We start from the raw sequence: 21,015 nt of genomic DNA, 5'->3' as shown, positions 1-21,015 counted from the left end.
GGGCCTGTCGGCCCCCGGCGCGGCGGGGCCCCGCCCCCCCCGGGCCCCCCCCCGGCTGCTCCTGGTGCTGGTCGGGGTCGGGGGGGGGGGGGGGGGGGGGGGGGGGGCGAGACCTGCACCGTCTACTCCGGCGGCACCACCGCGGCCCCGGAGGGCATCACCACCGGGACCCTCGAGGGGGCGGACGGGCTCGGCACGGTGGTGGCCGGCGACTACGCGGAGGCTGCCGGCCCCGGACGGCGCTGAGGCGGCGCTACTCCTCGCCGTTCGCCTGTTCCTCGATCCAGTCGGTCGCAGCATCCGACAGGAACAGGCCGTCGGGCCCGCGCGCACCCATCCACCAGGAGTCGGAGGCCACGAGTCCGCCGGCACCGCTGATGTCCGCCACGACCTCCGGGGTGAGCGCCTCCCCGTTGTGGGCGATCAGCCAGTCCCGGGTCTCCGGCATGACGCCGCTCCACCACTGTTCGAGGTCCATGCCGCCCAGTATCGCACCCTGCAGCCCTGCAGCCCGGTCGGTCCGGGCCGGCAGGGCAGGGCGCGGCTACGCGGGGCCGCCGTCGTCCTTCCATTCCTGGATGATGCGCGGTGACGCGTGGATGCACATCATCCGCAGCGGGCCGTCGCCGTCGTTCGTGAAGCCGTGCCAGACGTCGGCCGGCGCGACGACGGTGTCGCCGGGCGTTCCTGCGAGTCCCACCGCGCCGACCGTGAACCGCACGAGGCCCGCGAGGACCACCCACGTCTCGGTGTACGGATGCCGGTGCAGGGCGACGGTGTCCCCAGGGTCGTTGTCCACCAAGAAGTAGGAGACGGCGGAACCGGAGTCCCCGCCGTCGAACCGGCGTGTCCTGCTGCCGGGCAATGCGAGCTCTCCAGCCGGGATGGCGCGCGGCGGGGCCTGGGTGCGGGAGCTCCGGGTCGGGGTGTCCATGAATGCCTCCTGGGTCGATGCGACAGAGGGTAGACGGTGCGGGCGGACGGTTTTCATCGCTCGAGGAAACATCACTGTGCCTCTTGCCATGGTGTGTGACACACACTATTATTCCGGCATGAGACCCGATGAGGACCTGATTGCCGGACACCTGCAGGAGCTGCGGCGCGGGACGGTCGTCCTGGCCTGCCTCACGCGGCTGCGCACCCCCGACTACGGGTACTCGCTCCTGGAGTCCCTCGACGTCCTGGACATCCAGGTCGACGGGAACACGCTCTATCCACTCCTGCGGCGCCTCGAGAAACAGGGACTGCTGACGAGCGAGTGGAACACTGCCGAGTCCCGTCCGCGGAAGTTCTACCGGACGAGCCCGGCCGGCGACGACCTCGCCGCCACCCTCACGGCCGACTGGGACCGGCTGACCACCTCGCTCCATCGCCTCGCCGAAGGGGAAGTGCCATGACCACGCTGACCGATCGCTATGTGTGGGCCGCAGTGCGGACCGTCCCGGAGCCCCAGCGCTCCGACCTCGAACCCGAGATCCGGGAACTGATCGAAGAGACCGTGCAGGCGCGCCGGGTGTCGGGGGAGGAGCCGGTCGCGGCCGAGCGCGCGGCGCTCGTCCAGCTCGGGGATCCGGAGCGTCTCGCGGCCGATTACGCGGACCGGCCGCTGACGCTGATCGGACCGCGGTACTACCTCGAATGGCTGCGGCTCCTGAAGACGCTCCTCGCCGTCGTCGTGCCGATCGTCACCGTGGTGGTCTTCCTCGCACAGTTCCTGAGCCGGGGCGATCCCGGCGCCGCCATCGGCAGCGCGGTGGCCACGGCCCTCGGCGTGACGGTGCACCTGGGGTTCTGGACCACGCTGGTGTTCGTCCTCCTCGAGCGGGCGGGCACCGCGGACACCGGGATCCAGTGGTCGCCCGAAGGCCTTCCCGCCCTGCCCGACCACTCCCGCCACGCCCGTCTGCCGGAGTTCGTCGCGTCCCTCGTCTTCCTCGCCGCACTGGCGGCGGCCATCGTCTGGCAGCACGTGTCCTCCGTGGTCCGGGGACCGGACGGACGAGCGATCGCGCTCCTCGATCCCGCGCTCTGGGCCTTCTGGCTCCCGTGGTTCCTCGTGCTGCTCCTCGCCGAGGCCGCCTTCGCCGCCTGGGTCTACCTGCGGGACTGGTCGTGGGCGGCTGCCGCCATGAACCTCGTCCTCAACCTGGCCTTCGCGGTGCCCGCGGTGCTCCTCTGGTCCGGGGGGCGGTTGCTCAACCCGGACTTCGTCGCCGCGGTCGGCTGGGATCCGGCCGTCGCGACGGGCGGCGGCTGGACCGTCGCCTCCATCGTGACCGGAGCGGTGGTGCTGGTCGCCGCCTGGGACGTGGTGGACGGATTCCTCAGGGCGCGGCGGGCCTCGCTGCCGGCGACGCGGCAGCCGGTCCTCATGGGGCACTGATCCGCGGCACGCGGGCCCGGCGAGCGTACCGTGGACGAATGGAAGCCACCGAGTCCCGTCAGCAGCACATCGTCAGTACCCTCGTGGAAGCCCACCAGGACCTCATGGGCGTCGACCCCCTCGCGTTCCGCGCCCGGTTCCGGAAGATGGCGGCCGACCCGTTCGCCTTCTACCGGGGCAGCGCATCCCTGTTCTACACCGACATGGAACGGCTGGACGACGCCTGGGCGGACGAGCGCACGGGCAGGGTGTGGATCCACGGCGACCTCCACGCGGAGAACTTCGGCACCTACATGAACAACGAGGGCCGGCTCACGTTCGACGTCAACGACTTCGACGAGGCGTACGTGGGCCACTTCTCGTGGGACCTGCGCCGCTTCGTGGCCTCGCTGACGCTCCTGTGCTGGCAGAAGGCGCTGCCGTCCCAGGCGGTCCGCGACCTCGCGCGCACCTACCTCGAGGCCTACCTCGGCCGGGTCCGGGACTACGTGGACGACGAGCAGTCCACCTTCGCCTTCGGGCTCGACAACACGGAGGGGCCCATCTACTCGGTCCTGCAGCAGGCCCGCGGCGCACGGCGCACACGCCTGCTCGACTCGCTGACCCGGATCGAGGACTACGAGCGCCAGTTCCGCGACGACGGGTCCGTCAGGGTGCTCGACGCCGGGGAGTACGCGGAGGTCGCCGACGCCTTCGACCGCTACCTCGGCACCATCCCCGACAGCGAGCGGTCGCGACGCCGGGTGTTCTACCGGGTGAAAGGCATCGTGGGGAAGAAGGGATTCGGGATCGGCAGTGCCGGCCTGCCCGCCTACAACGTGCTCATCGAGGGCTTCGACGAGGCGCAGGAGAACGACATCATCCTCACGATGAAGCAGTCGAACATCGCCGCGCCCAGCCGGATCGTCGACGACGAGCGCGTGCGCGGGTACTTCGAGGACGACGGTCACCGCGCCGTCATCAGCCAGCGCTCGCTGCAGACCCACACGGACCCGTTCCTGGGCTACACGACCATCCGTGGTGTCTCGTTCGTGGTCTCCGAGCTGTCCCCGTACAAGCGGGATCTCTCCTGGGAGGACCTCACGGAGCCCGAGCAGATGGTGCCGGTGCTCGAGGCCCTCGGACAGGCGACCGCCAAGATCCACTGCTCCACGGACGAGGACAGCGACCACGACCTGGTGCCCTTCCGCACGGAGACCGCCATCCTGGCCGCCGTCGACCGTTCGCGCGAGGACTTCCTCCAGGACATCGGCGGCTTCGGAGAGGCCTACGCGGAAACCGTGCGCCAGGACCATGCGCTCTTCGTCGACGCCTTCCGGGAGGGGCTCATCACCGCCGTGCCGGCTGCATAGGAACCCGAGTTGAGTGTTCTGGACTCAAGTCGGTTTTGATCTCCTGCCGGGCCCGACTATAGTTGAGTGCAGAACGCTCAATCTACGCGCCCGGCGGATGAGCGCCTCGCAAATCCCGGGCAGTCGAAAGGAACTTGCATGTCACGTGCAGTAGGTATTGACCTCGGAACCACCAACTCGGTCGTCTCGGTCCTCGAAGGCGGCGAGCCCACCGTCATCGCGAACGCCGAGGGTGCACGCACCACGCCGTCGATCGTCGCCTTCTCCAAGGCCGGCGAGGTCCTGGTCGGCGAGATCGCCAAGCGCCAGGCCGTCAACAACATCGACCGCACCATCGCCTCGGTCAAGCGCCACATGGGCACCGACTGGAACGTCGGCATCGACGGCAAGAAGTACACGCCGCAGGAGATCTCCGCGCGCATCCTCCAGAAGCTCAAGACCGACGCCGAGAGCTACCTCGGCGAGAAGGTCACCGACGCCGTGATCACCGTTCCCGCGTACTTCAACGACGCCGAGCGCCAGGCCACCAAGGAGGCCGGCGAGATCGCGGGCCTCAAGGTGCTGCGTATCGTCAACGAGCCCACCGCGGCGGCCCTCGCCTACGGCCTCGACAAGGGCAAGGAGGACGAGCTCATCCTCGTCTTCGACCTCGGCGGCGGAACGTTCGACGTCTCCCTCCTCGAGGTCGGCAAGGACGAGGACGCGTTCTCCACGATCCAGGTCCGCTCGACCGCCGGCGACAACCGCCTCGGCGGCGACGACTGGGACCAGCGCGTCGTCGACTACCTGCTCTCCCAGGCCAAGGCCAAGGGTGCGGACCTCTCGAAGGACAAGATCGCCCTGCAGCGCCTCAAGGAGGCCGCCGAGCAGGCCAAGAAGGAACTGTCGTCGGCGACGTCCACGAACATCTCCCTCCAGTACCTCTCGGTCACCGCGGACGGCCCCGTCCACCTCGACGAGCACCTGTCGCGCGCCAAGTTCCAGGACCTCACCAAGGACCTCCTGGACCGCACCAAGAAGCCGTTCCAGGACGTCATCGCCGAGGCCGGCATCAAGGTCTCCGACATCGACCACATCGTCCTCGTCGGCGGCTCGACCCGCATGCCCGCCGTGGGCGAACTCGTCAAGGAGCTCGCAGGCGGCAAGGAGCCCAACAAGGGCGTCAACCCGGACGAGGTCGTGGCCGTCGGTGCCGCACTGCAGGCCGGTGTGCTGAAGGGCGAGCGCAAGGACGTCCTGCTGATCGACGTCACCCCGCTGTCCCTCGGCATCGAGACCAAGGGGGGCATGATGACCAAGCTCATCGAGCGCAACACGGCCATCCCGACCAAGCGCAGCGAGACCTTCACCACCGCTGACGACAACCAGCCGTCCGTGGCGATCCAGGTCTTCCAGGGCGAGCGCGAGTTCACCCGCGACAACAAGCCGCTGGGCACGTTCGAGCTGACCGGGATCGCGCCGGCCCCCCGCGGCGTCCCGCAGGTCGAGGTCACCTTCGACATCGACGCCAACGGCATCGTGCACGTGTCCGCCAAGGACAAGGGCACGGGCACCGAGCAGTCGATGACCATCACCGGCGGATCGTCGCTCTCCAAGGAGGACATCGACCGCATGGTGCGCGAGGCCGAGGAGCATGCAGCCGAGGACAAGCAGCGCCGCGAGGCCGCCGACACCCGCAACGGTGCCGAGCAGCTCGCCTACTCCGTGGACAAGCTCATCGCCGACAACGCCGACAAGCTGCCCGAGGACGTCAGGAACGACGTCCAGGCCGACGTCGACGCCCTGAAGAAGGCACTCGAGTCGCAGGACAACGAGGACGAGGTCAAGACGGCGTTCGAGAAGCTGCAGGCCTCCCAGTCCAAGCTCGGCGAAGCGATCTACGCCTCGGCCCAGCAGGACGCGGGCTCCGCGGCCGGCGCACCGACCGACGACCAGCCGGCCTCCGCAGGCACCGACGAGGACATCGTCGACGCCGAAGAGGTCGACGACATCAACGAGAAGAAGTAGCCATGCCGCACCACGGAAACGAAGAAGAGCACGAGTCAGAGCCGGTGAGCTTTCGCGACAACCGGAAGATCGACCCTGAGACGGGCGAAGTCCGTGGGCAGCAGAACGACGCCGACGCTCCGGCCGCGGAGGAGTCCGCGGCCGGAGGGCAGGCTCCCGGCGGGGACGCCTCCGACGGGGACGCCCTGGCCCAGGCCGAGGCGATCCTCAACGAGGCCGGCGCCGAGGGGAGCGATCCGACGGTGGACGTCGTCGCGGAACTCCGCAACGACCTGCTCCGCCTGCAGGCCGAGTACGTCAACTACCGCCGCCGCGTGGAGCGCGACCGCGATGTCGCACGCGATCAGGCGGTCATCGGCGTTCTCAATTCGCTGATGCCCGTCCTCGACGACATCGATGCTGCCCGCCAGCACGGCGACCTCGCCGAGGGGCCCTTCGCGGCCATCGCCGGCAAGTTCGAGAACGCGCTCAGGACGTACGAGCTCAGCCGGATCGACGAGGTCGGCGTCGCGTTCGACCCGAACATCCACGAGGCGCTCATCCAGCAGCCCAGTGCGGACGTCCAGGCTGATAGCGTCAGCCAGATCCTCCGCGCGGGCTACCGCAAGGGCGAACGCGTCCTCAGGGCCGCCCAGGTCATCGTGGCGGTTCCGGAGTAGTCAGCGCCGTGAACGCCGGAGCAGCCCCCGAACGGCGGCAACGAAATCTCCCTGCTCGCAGAGCTCGCTGGGAGATCTTGAAGCCGCCCTCCTCGGGGGCTGCCCCGGCTTGCGCTGCTTACTCGCTGTCTTGAATCGGAAGAACTAGGAAAGGAGACGCCACTTGGCCAGTCAGGATTGGGTCGACAAGGATTTCTACAAGATCCTGGGTGTCTCCAAGGATGCCTCCGGCGCCGACATCAAGAAGGCGTACCGGAAGCTGGCCCGCAAGTACCACCCCGACCAGAACCAGGGTGATGCGGCCTCCGAGAAGACGTTCAAGGACGTGTCGGAAGCGTACTCGGTGCTCTCTGACGACGAAGAGCGCCAGCAGTACGATGCCATCCGCGCGATGGGCGGAGGGGCACGGTTCTCCGCCGGCGGCTCCGGTGGTGGTGCCGGCAGCAGTGCGGGCTTCGAGGACATCTTCGGGAACCTCTTCGGTCAGGGGGCCGGGACGCGCCAGCGCACCGGCTTCTCCAACAGCAACCTCCCACCCGAGTTCGCGGACCTGTTCGGCGGCGGGGGCGGCAACGGCTTCCCCGGCGGTTTCCAGTCGACCCGGCCGCAGAAGGGCGCCGACCGCACCGCCTCCACGTCCATCTCCTTCGCGGGGGCCATCAACGGGACCACGATCGGCCTGCGCGAACCCTCGGGCGAGCAGATCGACGTGCGCGTCCCCGCGGGCATCCGCGACGGCCAGAAGGTCCGCGTCAAGGGCAAGGGGCAGCCGGGCCAGGACGGCCCGGGCGACCTGATGGTCACCGTCTCGGTCAAGGAGCACCCGCTGTTCAAGCGCGACGGCGACAACATCCGCGTACACGTACCCGTCAGCTTCCCCGAGGCGGTGCTCGGCGCCCAGATCGAGATCCCCACGCTCACGGGTGAACTGGTGAAGATGCGGATCCCCGCCGGCACGCCCTCGGGGCGGACCCTGCGACTGAAGGGCCGGGGCGTGAAGACCTCGAAGGCCACGGGCGACCTGCTCGTCACCGTCGACGTCGTCGTCCCGCAGAACCTGTCCCGCGAGGCCGAGGCCGCCGTCGAGTCCTTCAGGGACGCGACGAAGGACGCCGACCCGCGCGCCGGGCTCGCCGCCAAGGCGCGCCTGTAACCGACCATCCGAGCGACCGCCGGGAGTTCCGGCGAGGAAGGAGGCCCACCGTGGACTATACGACGCCCATCTACGTCATCTCCGTGGCCGCCGAGCTCGCCGACATGCACCCGCAGACGCTGCGCCAGTACGACCGGCTGGGCCTCGTGACGCCCAGCCGGGCGCCGGGCCGCGCGAGGCGCTACTCGCAGAAGGACGTGGGGACGCTGCGGGAGATCCAGCGTCTCTCGCAGGAAGGCGTGTCCCTCGAGGGGATCCGCCGCATCCTCGAACTCGAGAACCAGGTGGCGGCCCTCAGGGCACGCGTCACGGAGCTGACCGCCGAGCTGGCGTCCCGTCGCCTGCACTCCGAGTCCAGCCGCATCTTCGCCGCGGGGCTCGCGGGCGACGTCGTGACGCTGGCGCGCGGTCAGCGCCCCCGCCCGCGCAGCCAGGCGCTCGTGGTGTGGCGCCCCGACACCGCGCGCACGGCGAACTAGGCTCCGCCGCCGACGCGCCCGGGCTGTTGCGCCGTCCGCGGGGTGGCGTCCGGCAGGCCGCGGTGGAATTTGTCAGGGTACGCGGGCAGACTGGATGGATGGAACCCTTCCCGGAGTCGCGGCATGTTTGAACTCTTCGTCGAGGCCCTCGTGGTCGGCGCCGGCGTCCTCGCGGCCCTCGGTGCCGGGACGGGTGTCGCGGGCTGGCTGGTGGTGCGCAAGGTCAGGCGGTCTCACATCATCGAGCGCACGAAGGACCGTGGCATGCTGGCCGCCCGTGCCTACGCCCCTGACCGGCTGACGAGGGAGCCCGCGCGCCTCATCGGTGACCTCAAGCGTTCCTCCCGCGCCACGCACCTCGCCCTCGCGGAGGCCGGGGCGCAGAGACGTCCCGTCGGCGACCTGCCGCGCGCCGCGGCGGAGATCGACCAGGCCGCGGCCTCGCTCGAGAACCTGCTGAGGGCCGCGGACCGCGAACCGAACCGCGCCCTCAAGCAGGAGTGGACCGCCGACCTCGCCGCGCAGGCCCGGGCGCTCGACGAGCTCTCCGCCGACCTGCGCCGCTGCCTCCTGCAGACCTCCCGGTCCATCGACACCCTCCAGCTCGACCAGGCCACCAAGCGCCTCCGCACCGAGATCTCCGCCATGGCCACCTGGCGGGACAGCTACGGGAACCGGCAGACCTGGTGACCGGTTGGACCAGTCAGCAGCAACCCAACCACCGACCCGGGGGTCCCACAGTGTCGATCAAACGCCGCATCACGCGCATCGTGCAGGCCAACCGTTACGCCGCGGCGGAAGCGAAGGAGGACCCGAGGGCCCAGGCGCGGACGGCCCAGCAGGCGCAGCGCGCGCTCCTCGACCAGGCGCGCCGGGGAGCGGCGGACGTCGCGGCACACCACCACCGCGTGGGCCTCGCGGCGAACGAGGCCGCCGACTACGTGAACCGGATCGAGGCCGCGGCGGCGGCGGCGGTGCGGCGGGGCGACGACGACGCCGCCCGGGCGGCGATCCGTGAGTCGATGACCGCGCGGCGCCGCCTCGAGACCCTCACCAGCCAGTTGCACGAGGCGGAGCAGCAGGCCCGCCGTCTCCACGACGACGTGCGCCGGCTCGAACAGCGCGTGCAGCAGAACGCGATGGAGTACGACGCGATGCTGGCGCGCCGCGCAGCGGCCCAGGCTGCCATCGGCGTCCACGACGCGCTGGCCTCGTCCTCCCGCGAGGCGGCGGCGATCGATGCCGCCCGCCGCAACGCCGAACTCGAGGTGCGGCGCTTCGAGGCGCAGGCCCAGGCGCGCGAGGAACTGTCGTGGACCGACCCGTCGTCGCCGCGCCTCCAGCAGGCCTTCGAGGAACTCGAAGCGGAGGCGGCCGCCCAGCAGGAGCTCGAGGAACTCAAGCGGAGGAACGCCCGAGGCTATCCTCCAGCGCAGCGCTGAGCGCCCGCAGGAGGGCGTCGTCGACGTCGTCCTCGTGCCGGAGCCGGATGCGCCAGGCGAACGGGTCGTCGGCGCGGACCGGTTCGAGTCCGGGCAGGTCCGGCACAGCGAGGCGGAAGGACAGATCCGCGGCGGTCCTCGTGCTCGGGGTGAGTTGCGCGAACTTCCGCCGTGACGACTGCAGCGACACGTAGGTCTTGCGCATCTGGATGACGGTCCCGGGCGTCTCCGCGGCCCAGAGCCGGATCCGGTCGGCCAGGGGCCGAAGGGCCGGCCGGTCGGCGTACTGGGCCTCGTAGAGCTCGTCGGCGGACCGGAGGAAGACCTCGGGGAGCCCGAAGACCTCCCAGTCGACGCTCATCAGGCTGTACCCGGTGACTCCCCGGTCCCTGAGCCAGCGGGACAGCTCCTCCCGCGTGGTGATCCCCGCGGAGCGAGCCTCCGCGGCCCAGTCCGACGGCTTCCGCCCGGTGGTGCGGAGGAGCAGCGCCGCGTTCGTGTCCACCATCGACTGCCAGCTCCGCATCTCGGCCATGTCCACACTGTAACGGCACCGGTGGCGGCACCGGGGCGGGGCGGATCCTCCCGGTCCGGCGCCCGGGAGGGCGGCGGCGGCCGTTGCTACACTCGGCGCATGACCGAGCTGAGTGGTGCCCATGTCCTCGTCGTCGGCGCCACCGGGGTCCTCGGGGCCGAGCTGTCCCGCCAGCTCGCGGCCCGGGGCGCCCAGCTCACGCTGTCCGGCAGGTCCGCGGACAAGCTGGGAGGCCTCGCCGAGGAACTCGGGGACGCCGTCGTGGGCCGCGTCGCCGCGGACCTGGGCAAGCCCACCGGGCCGGCCGACATCGCGGCCGCCGTGTACGGCCGCGAGCTGCACGGGCTGGTGTTCGCATCGGGCGTCGTGGCCTTCGGTCCCGCCACCGAGGTGGACGACGACACCCTCGACGAGCTCGTGCTCGTCAACCTGCTCGGCTACATGCGGCTCGTCCGCGCGGTCGCCCCCTCGCTCGGGAAGGACTCGTTCATCGCACAGATCAGTGCCGTCGTCGCCGAGAGCCCGACGGCGGGCATGGCCGCGTACTCTGCCACGAAGGCGGGGCTGAGCGCATACGGGAAGGCGCTGACGCTGGAACTGCGCCGGCAGGGCGTCCGGGTCCTCGACGTCCGTCCGCCGCACACGGAGACCGGGCTCGCGACGCGGCCCATCGCGGGGGAGGCCCCGAGGCTGCCCCAGGGCAAGGACCCGGCCGCCGTCGCCGGACGCATCGTCACGGCCATCAGCGACGGGGAGCGGGACCTGCCGTCGTCGGCCTTCTGAGCCCGGCCTTCTGAGGTCGGCAGCCCCCGGAGCGGGCGGAGCCCTACCGCAGCCGCACGGCGCCCGCCGTCATCGGGACCGCGAGCGCGCCGGCCGCGCACGCGAGAGCCGCCACCGTGAAGCCGACCGCGGTGCTGGCGTTCTCCAGCAGGATCCCCGTGAGCGACGCACCGGCCGCCTGCCCGAGCACGAGGGCGATGAACAGGAGTGACGTCCCGGCCGCGCTGTCCTCCGCGACGGCGGACGCCCACAGGATCAGCACGGACGTCGCCGCCGTGTAGGCGAGGCCGAAGAGGGCTGCAGCGGTATAGGCCAGGGCCAGGGAGCCCGGTGCTGTCCCGATCAGCGCGGTCGCCGCCGCCGTGACGACGGTCGACAGCGACCAGGACACCGGGACGGAGTGGTTCGCGAGCCGGCGGGACACGGCGGCGGCTCCGGCGCCGCCCACCCCCAGGGCTATCCAGGCGCCGGCGGACAGGCCGACGCTCATGCCGCCGGCCTCCTCGAGCGTCGCCCTGCCGTAGACCCAGACGGCAGCCGAGCCGCTTCCGAAGACGAGGGCCCCGATGAGCGGCCGGGCCAGTCCGTGGAAACTCGATCGCGCCACGAGCGAGGGTGCAGTCCGTCGCCCCGCAGGACGCGTGCCGGGACGGTCGCTCCGGTCCAGCCGCAGGACGGCGAGCATCGACGCCGTGGCGAGGACCGCCACCAGCACCCACGCCAGGCGCCACGCCTCGCCGAGCACGAGGGACAGGGCCCCCGCGAGGACGACGCCGAACCCCGTCCCTGAGTTGACCACCGACTGGAGCCGCCCCTGGGCCGATGGATCGGCGTTGCGGCGGACCAGCTCCACCATGGCGGGCGAGGCGAATCCCGCTCCCGTCCCGGCGAGCAGGACACCTCCCGCGAACACCGGGGTGGTGGAGGCGCCGGCGATCGCCAGGCTGCCGAGGGCCGCCGAGACCCCGGCCAGCGCGGCCACCGTACGGGGGCGGAGGGAGGCATGGCGGAAGCCGATACCGGCGGACACGCAGTAGAGGATCGAGGCGCCGGAGGCCAGCAGTCCGCTCACTGCGGGCGTCAGGGGGAACGCCGCGGAGAACGCCGGCAGGAACAGGCCGTAGCCGAGGCGGGCCAGACCGTAGGTGACGGCGATGAGCGCGACGCCGGAGGTGGCGAAGAGCAGGGGCTGGACCCCGGAGGACTGTAACGATCGTTTCATTGAAACGAACGTTATACCCTTGTCGCATGGCACCACAACCGACGGCACGGGACCGGCTGCTCGATGCGGCGGAGGATCTTGCGGCGACGCAGGGGGTGAGCGCTCCTGTCGACGCGATCCTCCAACGCGCCCGGGTCTCGCCGGCCACGCTCTACGCGCACTTCGGCAACAAGGAAGGGCTGATCACGGAGGCACTGCGTCGCCGGCTGGCCCGATGGGACACCACGTGGCAGGAGTGCGTCGACGAGGCGCCCTCCCCCGAGGAGAAGCTGCTCGCCGTCTTCACCGCACTCGGCCGGCACCGGCACGCCCTCACGCCCTCACGATGGTGCGTGTTCCTCGGTGTCGCCGCGGAGACCCCGCACCCCGGGCCGGACCTCGGGGACACGCTCGCCGCCGACACGCGGCTGCTCCTGGACCGGCTGGAGGACCTGGCGGCGCCCCTCGTCGGCGCGCAGCAGGCGCCGCTGCTCGCGCGTCGGCTCGTCCTGATCTACACCGGCGTCCTCGGGATGATCCTGCGCGGCACGGACGTGGACACCGCCACCGCCGAGGGCCGGCACCTCGCCGGCATGACCCTGCACGCCGTCGTCGGGCCGGCTGCCCCGGGAGCAACCCTCCGGCTCATGCGCTGAAGGCCGGGACGACCTCCCTGATGAACAGTTCCAGCGACCTCTTCTTCTCCTCGTGACTCATCCCGTTGTCGATCCAGTAGCTGAACTCGTCGACACCGAGGTCCTGGTAGTGCTTGATGCGCTCGACCACCTCGTCGGGCGTGCCGATCATCGCCGACCGGTGCAGGCTGTCGAGCTCGAACTCCGGACGGTCCGCGAACTTCGCCTCGGGTGAGGGGTCGAGGAAGCCATCGGTCGGGGTCGTCCGATTCCCGGCCCAGGCATCGAAGGACCTGTAGTAGCGGTTGATCGCGGCGGCACCGGGACGCCAGCCGTCCGCATCGCCGGATTCGTGCAGGTAGGTATGGCGCAGGCACATGACCTCGGGCTTCTTCGAGCCGGGGAACTTCTCCACGGCGGCCCTGGTCTTGGCGGTGAGGTCCGCCACTTCGGCGTCATCCTTCATCAGCGGCGTGACCATGATGTTGAAGCCGTTCTGCACAGCGAACTCGTGCGACTCGGGGGAACGTGCCGCCACCCAGATCGGGATGGTGTCCTGCACCGGCTTCGGCACGCTGGTCGAGGTGGGGAACTGCCAGATCTCGCCCTCGTGGGCGTAGTCACCCTGCCACAGGGCCTGCATCGCGGGAAGAAGCTCGCGCAGGTGCTGGGCACCCGCTGCCGCGGGCATGCCTCCGGCGAGACGGTCGAACTCGAACTGGTACGCCCCCCGGGCTAGGCCGAGTTCGAGGCGACCGTTGCTGATGACGTCCACGAGGGCGGATTCCCCGGCGGCCCGGATGGGGTTCCAGAACGGGGCGATGAGCGTTCCCGCACCCAGGCGGATGGTCGTCGTCTTCGCGGCGAGATAGGCGAGCACCGGCATGGGACTGGGGGAGACGGTGTACTCCATGGAATGGTGTTCCCCGGTCCAGACGGTGGAGAAGCCGCCCTCCTCCGCGAGCTGCACCAGCTCCACGAGATCCTCCAGGAGCTGCCGATGGCTGACGTCGCCGTCCCAGCGTTCCATGTGGGCGAAAAGTGAAAAACGCATTGTTGTTGGCCTTCCGTGGTGCGATTGCAGGTGGTCGGGTCGGTCGGATCGGCTCAGGGCTGGTCCCTCGCCTCCGCGATGGTCCGGTCCCCCCTGGACCAGTGGGTGGCGGGAACTTCGCGGATGATGACCGTCGTGTTCTGCGGCAGGGCACCGACCGTCTCCTCGGCAGCGCGGTGCAGGGCGGACACGAGAGCGCGTAGCTGCTCCGGACTGCGTCCTTCGGCGATACTCACATCGATGAGAGGCATGGTCGGGTTCCTATCCGCGCATCACGAACGGGTCGGCGACGGGATCCTCGTCCGTGTTGATCCAGATGCTCTTCAGCCGCGTGTACTCGTGCATCGACTCGAGCCCGTGCTCGATGCCCACGCCGCTGCTCTTGAAGCCCTGGCGCGGGGACATCGGGGACATCGCCCGGTAGGTGTTCACCCAGATCGTGCCGGCTTCGAGCTGTCGGCTCATCCGGTGGGCGCGCGCCAGGTTCTGGGTCCAGACGCCGGCCGCGAGACCGTAGTCGGTGTCGTTGGCCAGCTTGAGGACCTCCTCCTCGGTGTCGAAGGGCATGATCGCGGCGACGGGCCCGAAGATCTCCTCCCGCGTGACGCGCATGGTGTTGTCCACCCCGGTCAGGACGGTCGGTGCGTAGAAGTAGCCCGGCAGGTCGACGTCGGGGCGTTTTCCGCCGGTGAGGACCGTCGCACCCTCGCTCACGCCGAGTTCCACGTAGGAGCCCACCTTGTCCCGCTGGGCTGCGAAGGCCAGGGGACCCAGCTCGGTCTCGTCGAGCAGCGGATCGCCGATGACGATGGAGCGTGCCCGGTCCGCGACCCGTTCCAGCAACTCGTCGTAGATCGAGCGGTGGGCGAAGACGCGGCTGCCGGCGATGCAGGTCTGGCCGGCCGCGGCGAAGATGCCGGCGACGACGCCCATGGCGGCGTTGGGGATGTTCGCGTCACCGAAGACGATATTGGGGCTCTTCCCGCCGAGCTCCAGCGTGCAGCCGATGAAGCGGGCAGCAGCGGAGGCGGCGATGCGCGAACCGGTGGCGGTGGAGCCGGTGAACGAGATCTTCGCGATCCCCGGGTGATCCACCAGCGGCGCCCCCGCCTCGGCGCCGTATCCGGTGACCACATTGATGACGCCGTCGGGGAATCCCGCCTCGACGGCGAGTTCCGCGAGGCGCAGCACGGTGCGCGAGGTGTACTCGGAGGGCTTGATGACCAGGGTGTTGCCCGCTGCCAGGGCCGGCGCCAGTTTCGAGGTGGTCAGCGTCAGGGGTGAGTTCCAGGGGGTGATGGCGCCGACCACTCCGAGCGCTTCGCGCTGGGTGTAGTTGAGCATCTGGACCGAGTTCGTGGGGACCTGGCTGCCCTGGACCTTGTCGGCCAGACCGGCGTAGTAGTACAGGTATTCGGGGAGGCTGATCAGCTGGCCCCTCATCTCGCGCAGGAGCTTCCCGTTGTCCTCGGACTCCAGACGCGCCAGTTCCTCGGCGTGCTGCCCGACTAGGTCACCGAGACGTCGTAGCAGGTGTCCGCGCCGGGTAGGGGAGAGGTCCCGCCAGCGCGGGTCGTGGAACGCCCGGTCGGCGGCCGCCACGGCGGCGTCGATGTCCGCGGACGTGCCGCGGGCGGCCGTGTAGAGGATCTCCAGTGTGGCGGGGTTGGTGCTCTCGAAGTACTCGTCTCCGACGGGTGCGGCGTACCGTCCGCCGATGAAATGGTCGTATCGCTCAGACATGGTCTTCTCCACTCGATTCCTTGATGAAGCGATCAATGATGCGAGCCAGCTCCTCCGGCTGTTCCACGGGGAGCATGTGGCGGGCACCGGGCACCACGACCGTGCGCGCATCGGGGATGGCCTCGCCGAGGCGGCGGGTCATCTCCGGGGTGGAGCCGGGATCCAGCTCTCCTGTCACGGCCAGGGACGGGGTCCCGATCAGTCCGAGGACCGGACCGATCTCGGCGTCCGCGCGTGCGAACACCTCGTATGCGTGGAGGTAGGACTCCACCGAATTCGCCAGCAGGGTGGTCCGCGTCTGTTCGACCCTGCTGCGGTCCACCCCCTGGCCCCGGGGGTACCACCGCTCGATCGAGGCTTCCACGCTGCCGCGGAAGTCCGCCCGGGCACCCTCGAGCCGCCGCTGCACCGAGACCGACTCGTCGGGGGTCCGCCGGCAGACCGAACTGACACTGGTCAGGCTCGCGACCAGGTCGGGGCGGTGCAGGGCCAGGTGCTGTGCGATGAGAGCGCCCAGTGAGAACCCCACGAGATGGGACCGTCCCGGCAGGCGCCGGGCGACATCCTCGGCCAGCTCGCCGAGTGAGACTGGGCCGGTGAGCGCCGGCTCGCTGCCGTGGCCGGGCAGGTCCAGGGCGACGACGGGACCGTCCCGGAGTCGCCGGAGCCCGGCTGTCAGGGGTTCCCACATGCTGCGGTCCAGCCCCACCCCGTGGAGGAGGACGATCGGGAGGGGCTGGGGGAGGGTCACTGCTCGCTGCTCAGCGGAGCCAGGCGTTGCTGGGGACGTCCCTGGGCGGCGGCAGCGAGGGCGATGACGATCTCGCCCGCGTGCGGTGCGTCCGCCAGACGTACCTCGATGCTCTGGTGGTGCGACCGGATGGTCGCGTCGGTGATGTGCTTAAGCGGGATGTCGAACACGACACCCGCCGGTCCACGCTTCTCCACCGCGGGTAGCAGGGTCGTCGCAGAGGCGGCGTCGCGGAAGTGGTTCCCGAACTTCAGGGTGTGGATGAGCGCCGAGCCGTGCTCGATCTCGCCGTCGAGACCGACGATGGCGGCCTTGCCGAAGGCCTCCACCGGGGCTCCCAGGGCTTCGACCACGCGAGCCGCCAGCAGGGCCCCGACCTCGGAGGCGTTCGCGTCGATGCCGGGGTCGAGGTCCTCGACGAAACCCTGGCCGGCCCACGGGTTGGCGATCACCACCGCGACGACGGCCACGCGCGCTGCGGGCTCGACGGGCCGGCCTCCCTCGGTGAGGACTTCTTCGACCAGGGTGACGATCTTGCGTGCGCTCATGCTGGGGCTCCTTGGAGGATGGCGGATGTGACGACGGGGTCCGTGTTGCGGTCCCCGATACGCGGGTGGGGTCGGGGTCCGGTGGAGGCGGCGACGACGACGACGATCTCGTCGGCGCGCGGGCCGTCGTTCACCCTGGTGGTGATGGTCTGGTAGTGGCTGCGCGTCGCAGCGTGGGTCTTGTGCCACATCGGCACGACCAACGGCTGACCGGGCTCCGCGCGGTCGTCGGCGAAGCAGATGATCGACGATCCTTCGAGGAACTCGCGGACGAGGTTGCCGAAGAACGGGGTGTGGATCAGCGCTCCCGCATGCTCGATCTCGCCCGCGGTTCCCACGATCGCGGCCTTGCCGAACGCCTCGATCTGCTCGGCGCCGCCCAGTCCCTCGAGGAGGCGGTCGGTGAGCACCCGCGCCAGCAGCGGGGCGAGGTCCTCGGCGGCCGTGGAGAGATCCGTCTCCGGACCTGTCCCCGCCCAGGGGTTGGACACGACGGCTGCGACGGTCGCACGCCGCACCGACTGGACGGGGCTCTGCCCGTTCTCCGACAGCACGTCCTCCTGGTAGTAGACGATCTTCCGGAGGCCCGCACCGGAAGCTCCGTGGGCCGTTCGCTCGGTCATGGACATCTAGGGCCTTTCGGGGCGGGAACAGGGGCGTGGGGGATGGCCTGCCTCGCACACAGGCTCAGGCCGCCGATGGCACGGTCCGTACCGGCCGGCGGTCGCGGCGGGGATCAGGAGGAGAGCTCGACCGGGGCGGTGCGGGCATCGGTGAGGACCTCCCGTGCCGAGGCGTGGACGTGGTTCCGCATGGCGGCCTCGGCTCCGAAATGGTCCTTGTCGCGGATCATCGTCAGCACCGCGCGGTGTTCACCCGTCGATGCCCTGATCCGGCCGGGGTGCTCCGCGGTGCGCAGCACGAGCCGGTGGTACGCCAGTTGATTCATCAGGCGGTCGTAATGCTCCACCAGCTTGGAGTTCTCCGCGCCGGTGATGATGGTGCGGTGGAACTCGTGGACGAGTGCCGCGTACCGGGTGGCGTCCTGGTCCACCGCCGCACGGTCGGACTCCTCGATGTTGTGCTCGAGCACCCCCAGTTCCGGGACCGAGCCGCGACGGGCCAGCAGGCCGGCAGCAAGACCTTCCAGGCTCTCCTTGAGCTGGAACAGCTCCACGATCTCCCGACGTGTCGGTTCCCGGATGAAGGTCCCGACCTTCGGGCGGATCTCCACGAGTCCCTCGTGCTGCAACTGCTTCAGCGTCTCCCGGATGGGGGTGCGGCTCACGTCGAACTCCTGCGCCAGGAAGACCTCGGAGAGCGGCGCGCCCGGCGAGAAGCCGCCGCTGAGGACCAGCCGGCGTACGCGGTCGAGCAAGGGGCGCTCGCTTTCGTCTACATCGCGGTCCTGATGCTCGGAATCCAGAAGCTGTTGCATGCATCAAACGTTAGAGCCCTCCCGGCAGCGCGTCAAGGTTGTTGGGTGTTGTGCCGGGAAACACGATGTTCACAGCGACTTAATACTCGGTCACCGCTATGTATTGACTCGGATATGTGACGTGGCTAACGTCTACTACCATGCAACAGACATTCCGAGAGACTCTTGACTCCACCTGGGGTGCCGCGTGGGACCACGGAGACGTGGCCGCCCTGGCATCCATCGTCACCTCCGACTACGTGAGGGTCAGCCGCTCCAGCGGCAAGCACGCAGGACTCGTCGATCTGCAGAACGAGATCGAGGCGATCCGCTCCGGCTTCCCGGACCTGGTGACGACCATCGATTCCGTGGTCACCGAGGACGACACCGCTGCGATCTTCTGGACGACGACCGGGACCCACACGGAGACCTTCCTCGGCGTGCCGGCAACGAACCGCCGCGTGCAGACGCGCGGCTGCAACCACGTGAACCTCGTGAACGGGAAGATCGACCGGGAGGAGGTCACGTGGGACGGCTCGGAGCTGCTGCACAGCCTGGGCATTCGCCATCTCAGCGACGCGCCGTCGACGTCGGACGACATCACCCTCGACGACTTCTCGGGCGAACCCGATCCGCAGGTGATGAAGACCTTCAATCGTCAGTTCATCACCGGCGTGACCGTCGTGACCACGCAGGACCAGGGCGCTCCCAAGGGGCTGGCGGTCAACGCCTATGCCTCCATCTCCCTGGAACCACCGCTGGTCATGGTGTGCATCCAGAAGACCTCGTCCACCTACCCGGCACTGTTCGCCGCGACCCACCTGGGTATCAACATCCTCGGCACCGGGCAGCGGGAGACCATCGCGACCTTCGCCTCCAAGTCCGCCGACAAGTTCGCCGAGGTCGACTGGCATGCAGGACCGAACGGGAGCCCGTTGATCGACGGATCCCCGGCCTCACTGGAGGCCGAGATCCGCGAACGGTTCCAGGCCAAGACCCACACCGTCTTCATCTGCCGTGTCCGACACGCAGAAGTCGTCGAGACGCCGCCGATCATCTACAAAGCGGGGCGCTTCTACGACAGCGACGATCTCACCCAGCTGTGAATCCGCCCGAGAAGTGAGCCCTTCCCCCTCGCGAAAGAAACCGGAGCAAACCGTGGTCCAGCACCTCGATCCACCCACCCCGACCCGTTCTCATGACGATCACGCGTCCCGGAGAACCAGGCCGGGAGCAGTGTTCATCGCCTCGATCGCTCTCATCGTCGCGTTCGTGCTCTGGGCCTCGCTGTCCCCGGCTTCCCTGAACGGGGTCATGACGGCGAGTATCAACTGGGCGACGGGGTCGGTCGGTTGGAGCTACCTGATCGTGACCCTGCTGAGCATCGGGTTGCTGCTCTATCTGGCCTTCAGCCGGTACGGCGGCATCCGGCTCGGCTCGAACGACGCCCGCCCCGAGTACAGCACGTGGGCGTGGCTGGCGATGATCCTCTCGGCGGTCATGGGCATCGGACTGGTCAGCTACGGGGTCGCCGAGCCCATCTCCCACTTCCTGGCGCCACCGCACGCCCTCGCCGAACCCGAGACGATGAACGCGGCCGTCCTGGCCATGCAGTACAGCTTCTTCGACTGGGGTCTCCATGCCTGGGCCGTCTTCGGGGTCTTCGGGCTGGCCATCGGCTACTCCACCCACCGCAAGGGACGCCCCGGGCTCGTCTCCCCGATGCTCCGGCCGGTCCTCGGCAAGCTCGTCGATGGCTGGTTCGGCAAGGCGATCGACATCTTCGCGATCATCGCCACACTGTTCGGGACCACCACCTCGCTCGGCCTGGGCGCCTCCCAGATCGCCGAAGGCCTGAACCGCATCCTCGGACTACCGACCAACCTGGCCGTCCAGATCGTCATCATCGCCGTGATCACGGTCCTGTTCACCCTCTCGGCCCTCTCCGGGGTGAACAAGGGGATCAAGTACATCAGCGAGATCACGATGGGCCTCTCGGCTCTCCTGGCGGTCTATGTCTTCGTGATGGGGCCGACGAACTTCATCTCCAACCTCTTCTTCCGGTCCATCGGCCAGTACGCCAGCGAGTTCTTCACCACCAGCCTGATCACCCCCTCCACGCCGGAGGACCTTCAGTGGATGCAGTGGTGGACGTACTTCATGATGGCGTGGTGGCTCAGCTGGGGGGCCTTCGTCGGGGTGTTCCTCGCGAAGATCTCGAAGGGCCGTACCGTCCGACAGTTCGTGGCCGGCGTGCTCCTGGTGCCCAGCCTGGTGTTCTTCGCATGGTTCACCATCTTCGGTGGCGCGGCCATCAAGATGGACATGGACGGAGCCGGTATCGGGGAGGCCACCACCGCCAACATCAACTCCGCCTTCTTCACGATGCTCGACCAGCTCCCGCTCTCCGAGGTCACCGCCGTTCTGACCGTGCTGCTGGTGGCACTGTTCTTCATCTCCGGTGCCGACGCGAACACCTACGTGCTGAGCATGCTCTCGTCCAGGGGCACCCTGACACCCTCCAAGCCCGTCCTCACGCTGTGGGGGCTCCTCACCGGGCTCTGCGCGGTGTTGCTCCTCGCCGCCGGCGGGCTCGCCGCCCTGCAACAGGCGGCGATGCTCTCCGCCCTGCCCTTCACGATCATCGTGGCCCTCCTCGGCATCTCGCTGATCCTCGAACTCCGCAAGGACCCCGAGTTCGAACTGCTACGCCACGCCCGACTCCAGGACATCTCCCGGCAGGGCCCCGGCGCGGACGGGCACTGAGGTCGGCGCCGGGCGGCAGCCGGGCACGACACCCCGTGCGCGCCCGGCCTCGACATCCCCTGCACGTCCCCCTGCCCGATCCGGCAGCAATCCGACGAAGAGGCTGA

At 69.6% G+C, this 21,015-nt stretch carries 24 protein-coding genes; 13 read left to right on the top strand and 11 right to left on the bottom strand.

Features of this window, described 5'->3' with window-relative positions; all coding sequences use genetic code 11:
- Positions 1-253: 253 nt before the first annotated feature.
- Both CXQ97_RS16270 and CXQ97_RS16265 read right to left on the bottom strand, forming a co-directional pair.
- Positions 254-478, bottom strand: coding sequence for a hypothetical protein (locus CXQ97_RS16270; protein WP_104181931.1), 225 nt, complete (start codon positions 476-478; stop codon positions 254-256).
- 66 nt (positions 479-544) lie between these two features.
- Positions 545-934 carry a cupin domain-containing protein gene (locus tag CXQ97_RS16265; RefSeq protein WP_104181930.1) on the bottom strand — a complete coding sequence of 130 codons (390 nt, stop codon included), beginning with the start codon at positions 932-934 and terminating at the stop codon, positions 545-547.
- A gap of 118 nt (positions 935-1,052) precedes the next feature.
- Here CXQ97_RS16265 and CXQ97_RS16260 point away from each other — a divergent pair, with 118 nt between their 5' ends.
- From CXQ97_RS16260 to CXQ97_RS16225, 9 genes are all read left to right on the top strand, one after another.
- Positions 1,053-1,397 (top strand): PadR family transcriptional regulator, encoded by a 345-nt coding sequence (locus tag CXQ97_RS16260; RefSeq protein ID WP_104181929.1) that lies wholly within the window; start codon positions 1,053-1,055, stop codon positions 1,395-1,397.
- Positions 1,394-2,383, top strand: coding sequence for a permease prefix domain 1-containing protein (locus CXQ97_RS16255; RefSeq protein WP_104181928.1), 990 nt, complete (start codon positions 1,394-1,396; stop codon positions 2,381-2,383). Before CXQ97_RS16260 ends, CXQ97_RS16255 begins: the two co-directional genes overlap by 4 nt.
- 38 nt (positions 2,384-2,421) lie before the next feature.
- Positions 2,422-3,735, top strand: a complete 1,314-nt coding sequence (locus CXQ97_RS16250; RefSeq protein WP_104181927.1) for a DUF2252 domain-containing protein — start codon at positions 2,422-2,424, stop codon at positions 3,733-3,735.
- Positions 3,736-3,873: 138 nt separating this feature from the next.
- Complete coding sequence (dnaK, locus tag CXQ97_RS16245; protein ID WP_104181926.1) at positions 3,874-5,742, top strand: molecular chaperone DnaK; 1,869 nt, start codon at positions 3,874-3,876, stop codon at positions 5,740-5,742.
- Positions 5,743-5,744: 2 nt separating this feature from the next.
- Positions 5,745-6,401 carry a nucleotide exchange factor GrpE gene (locus tag CXQ97_RS16240; RefSeq protein WP_104181925.1) on the top strand — a complete coding sequence of 219 codons (657 nt, stop codon included), beginning with the start codon at positions 5,745-5,747 and terminating at the stop codon, positions 6,399-6,401.
- Between the two features lie 163 nt (positions 6,402-6,564).
- Complete coding sequence (locus CXQ97_RS16235) at positions 6,565-7,554, top strand: DnaJ C-terminal domain-containing protein (RefSeq protein ID WP_104181924.1); 990 nt, start codon at positions 6,565-6,567, stop codon at positions 7,552-7,554.
- 50 nt (positions 7,555-7,604) lie between these two features.
- A complete protein-coding gene (locus CXQ97_RS16230; RefSeq protein ID WP_306740138.1) occupies positions 7,605-8,033 on the top strand; it encodes a heat shock protein transcriptional repressor HspR in 429 nt (142 codons plus the stop codon).
- A 123-nt stretch (positions 8,034-8,156) separates the two neighbouring features.
- Positions 8,157-8,723: a hypothetical protein gene (locus CXQ97_RS19970; protein WP_181035119.1), complete on the top strand. Its 567-nt coding sequence runs from the start codon at positions 8,157-8,159 to the stop codon at positions 8,721-8,723.
- A 50-nt stretch (positions 8,724-8,773) separates the two neighbouring features.
- Complete coding sequence (locus tag CXQ97_RS16225; RefSeq protein ID WP_181035118.1) at positions 8,774-9,475, top strand: PspA/IM30 family protein; 702 nt, start codon at positions 8,774-8,776, stop codon at positions 9,473-9,475.
- Here the strand turns inward: CXQ97_RS16225 and CXQ97_RS16220 are convergent.
- Complete coding sequence (locus CXQ97_RS16220; protein ID WP_104181922.1) at positions 9,432-10,010, bottom strand: hypothetical protein; 579 nt, start codon at positions 10,008-10,010, stop codon at positions 9,432-9,434. The two genes, CXQ97_RS16225 and CXQ97_RS16220, sit on opposite strands and share 44 nt — an antisense overlap.
- Before the next feature lie 99 nt (positions 10,011-10,109).
- On the opposite strand from CXQ97_RS16220, the gene CXQ97_RS16215 reads away from it, so the two are divergent.
- A complete protein-coding gene (locus CXQ97_RS16215) occupies positions 10,110-10,793 on the top strand; it encodes an SDR family oxidoreductase (protein WP_104181921.1) in 684 nt (227 codons plus the stop codon).
- 43 nt (positions 10,794-10,836) lie between these two features.
- Here the strand turns inward: CXQ97_RS16215 and CXQ97_RS16210 are convergent, their stop codons facing one another.
- A complete protein-coding gene (locus CXQ97_RS16210; RefSeq protein WP_104181920.1) occupies positions 10,837-12,015 on the bottom strand; it encodes an MFS transporter in 1,179 nt (392 codons plus the stop codon).
- A gap of 26 nt (positions 12,016-12,041) precedes the next feature.
- Here CXQ97_RS16210 and CXQ97_RS16205 point away from each other — a divergent pair, with 26 nt between their 5' ends.
- Entirely contained in the window at positions 12,042-12,650 is a 609-nt protein-coding gene (locus CXQ97_RS16205; protein WP_104181919.1) for a TetR/AcrR family transcriptional regulator, read from the top strand.
- Here CXQ97_RS16205 and CXQ97_RS16200 read toward each other — a convergent pair.
- The 7 genes from CXQ97_RS16200 to CXQ97_RS16170 form a co-directional block, all read right to left on the bottom strand.
- Positions 12,640-13,683, bottom strand: coding sequence for an LLM class flavin-dependent oxidoreductase (locus CXQ97_RS16200; RefSeq protein ID WP_104181918.1), 1,044 nt, complete (start codon positions 13,681-13,683; stop codon positions 12,640-12,642). The genes CXQ97_RS16205 and CXQ97_RS16200 overlap by 11 nt on opposite strands.
- Before the next feature lie 53 nt (positions 13,684-13,736).
- Positions 13,737-13,934, bottom strand: coding sequence for a 4-oxalocrotonate tautomerase family protein (locus CXQ97_RS16195; RefSeq protein ID WP_104181917.1), 198 nt, complete (start codon positions 13,932-13,934; stop codon positions 13,737-13,739).
- A 10-nt stretch (positions 13,935-13,944) separates the two neighbouring features.
- Positions 13,945-15,426 (bottom strand): aldehyde dehydrogenase, encoded by a 1,482-nt coding sequence (locus CXQ97_RS16190; protein ID WP_104181937.1) that lies wholly within the window; start codon positions 15,424-15,426, stop codon positions 13,945-13,947.
- Positions 15,419-16,177 carry an alpha/beta fold hydrolase gene (locus CXQ97_RS16185; protein ID WP_258062674.1) on the bottom strand — a complete coding sequence of 253 codons (759 nt, stop codon included), beginning with the start codon at positions 16,175-16,177 and terminating at the stop codon, positions 15,419-15,421. The genes CXQ97_RS16190 and CXQ97_RS16185 overlap by 8 nt, the downstream gene beginning before the upstream one ends.
- Positions 16,174-16,725, bottom strand: coding sequence for an amino acid synthesis family protein (locus CXQ97_RS16180; protein ID WP_104181916.1), 552 nt, complete (start codon positions 16,723-16,725; stop codon positions 16,174-16,176). The genes CXQ97_RS16185 and CXQ97_RS16180 overlap by 4 nt, the downstream gene beginning before the upstream one ends.
- Entirely contained in the window at positions 16,722-17,348 is a 627-nt protein-coding gene (locus CXQ97_RS16175; protein ID WP_104181935.1) for an amino acid synthesis family protein, read from the bottom strand. Before CXQ97_RS16175 ends, CXQ97_RS16180 begins: the two co-directional genes overlap by 4 nt.
- 113 nt (positions 17,349-17,461) lie before the next feature.
- Complete coding sequence (locus CXQ97_RS16170) at positions 17,462-18,163, bottom strand: GntR family transcriptional regulator (RefSeq protein ID WP_104181915.1); 702 nt, start codon at positions 18,161-18,163, stop codon at positions 17,462-17,464.
- Between the two features lie 140 nt (positions 18,164-18,303).
- Between CXQ97_RS16170 and CXQ97_RS16165 the strand changes: the two genes are divergently transcribed.
- Both CXQ97_RS16165 and CXQ97_RS16160 read left to right on the top strand, forming a co-directional pair.
- On the top strand, positions 18,304-19,248 hold the full coding sequence (locus CXQ97_RS16165) for a flavin reductase (protein ID WP_104181914.1): 945 nt from the start codon (positions 18,304-18,306) through the stop codon (positions 19,246-19,248).
- A 130-nt stretch (positions 19,249-19,378) separates the two neighbouring features.
- A complete protein-coding gene (locus tag CXQ97_RS16160; protein ID WP_104181913.1) occupies positions 19,379-20,908 on the top strand; it encodes a BCCT family transporter in 1,530 nt (509 codons plus the stop codon).
- Positions 20,909-21,015 lie beyond the last annotated feature (107 nt).

This window comes from Arthrobacter sp. B0490 (genome assembly GCF_002929355.1).
Classification (GTDB): Bacteria; Actinomycetota; Actinomycetes; order Actinomycetales; family Micrococcaceae; genus Arthrobacter_D.
The sequence above is the reverse complement of the archived record's forward strand: the minus strand, read 5'-3'. Positions and strand labels throughout refer to the sequence as shown.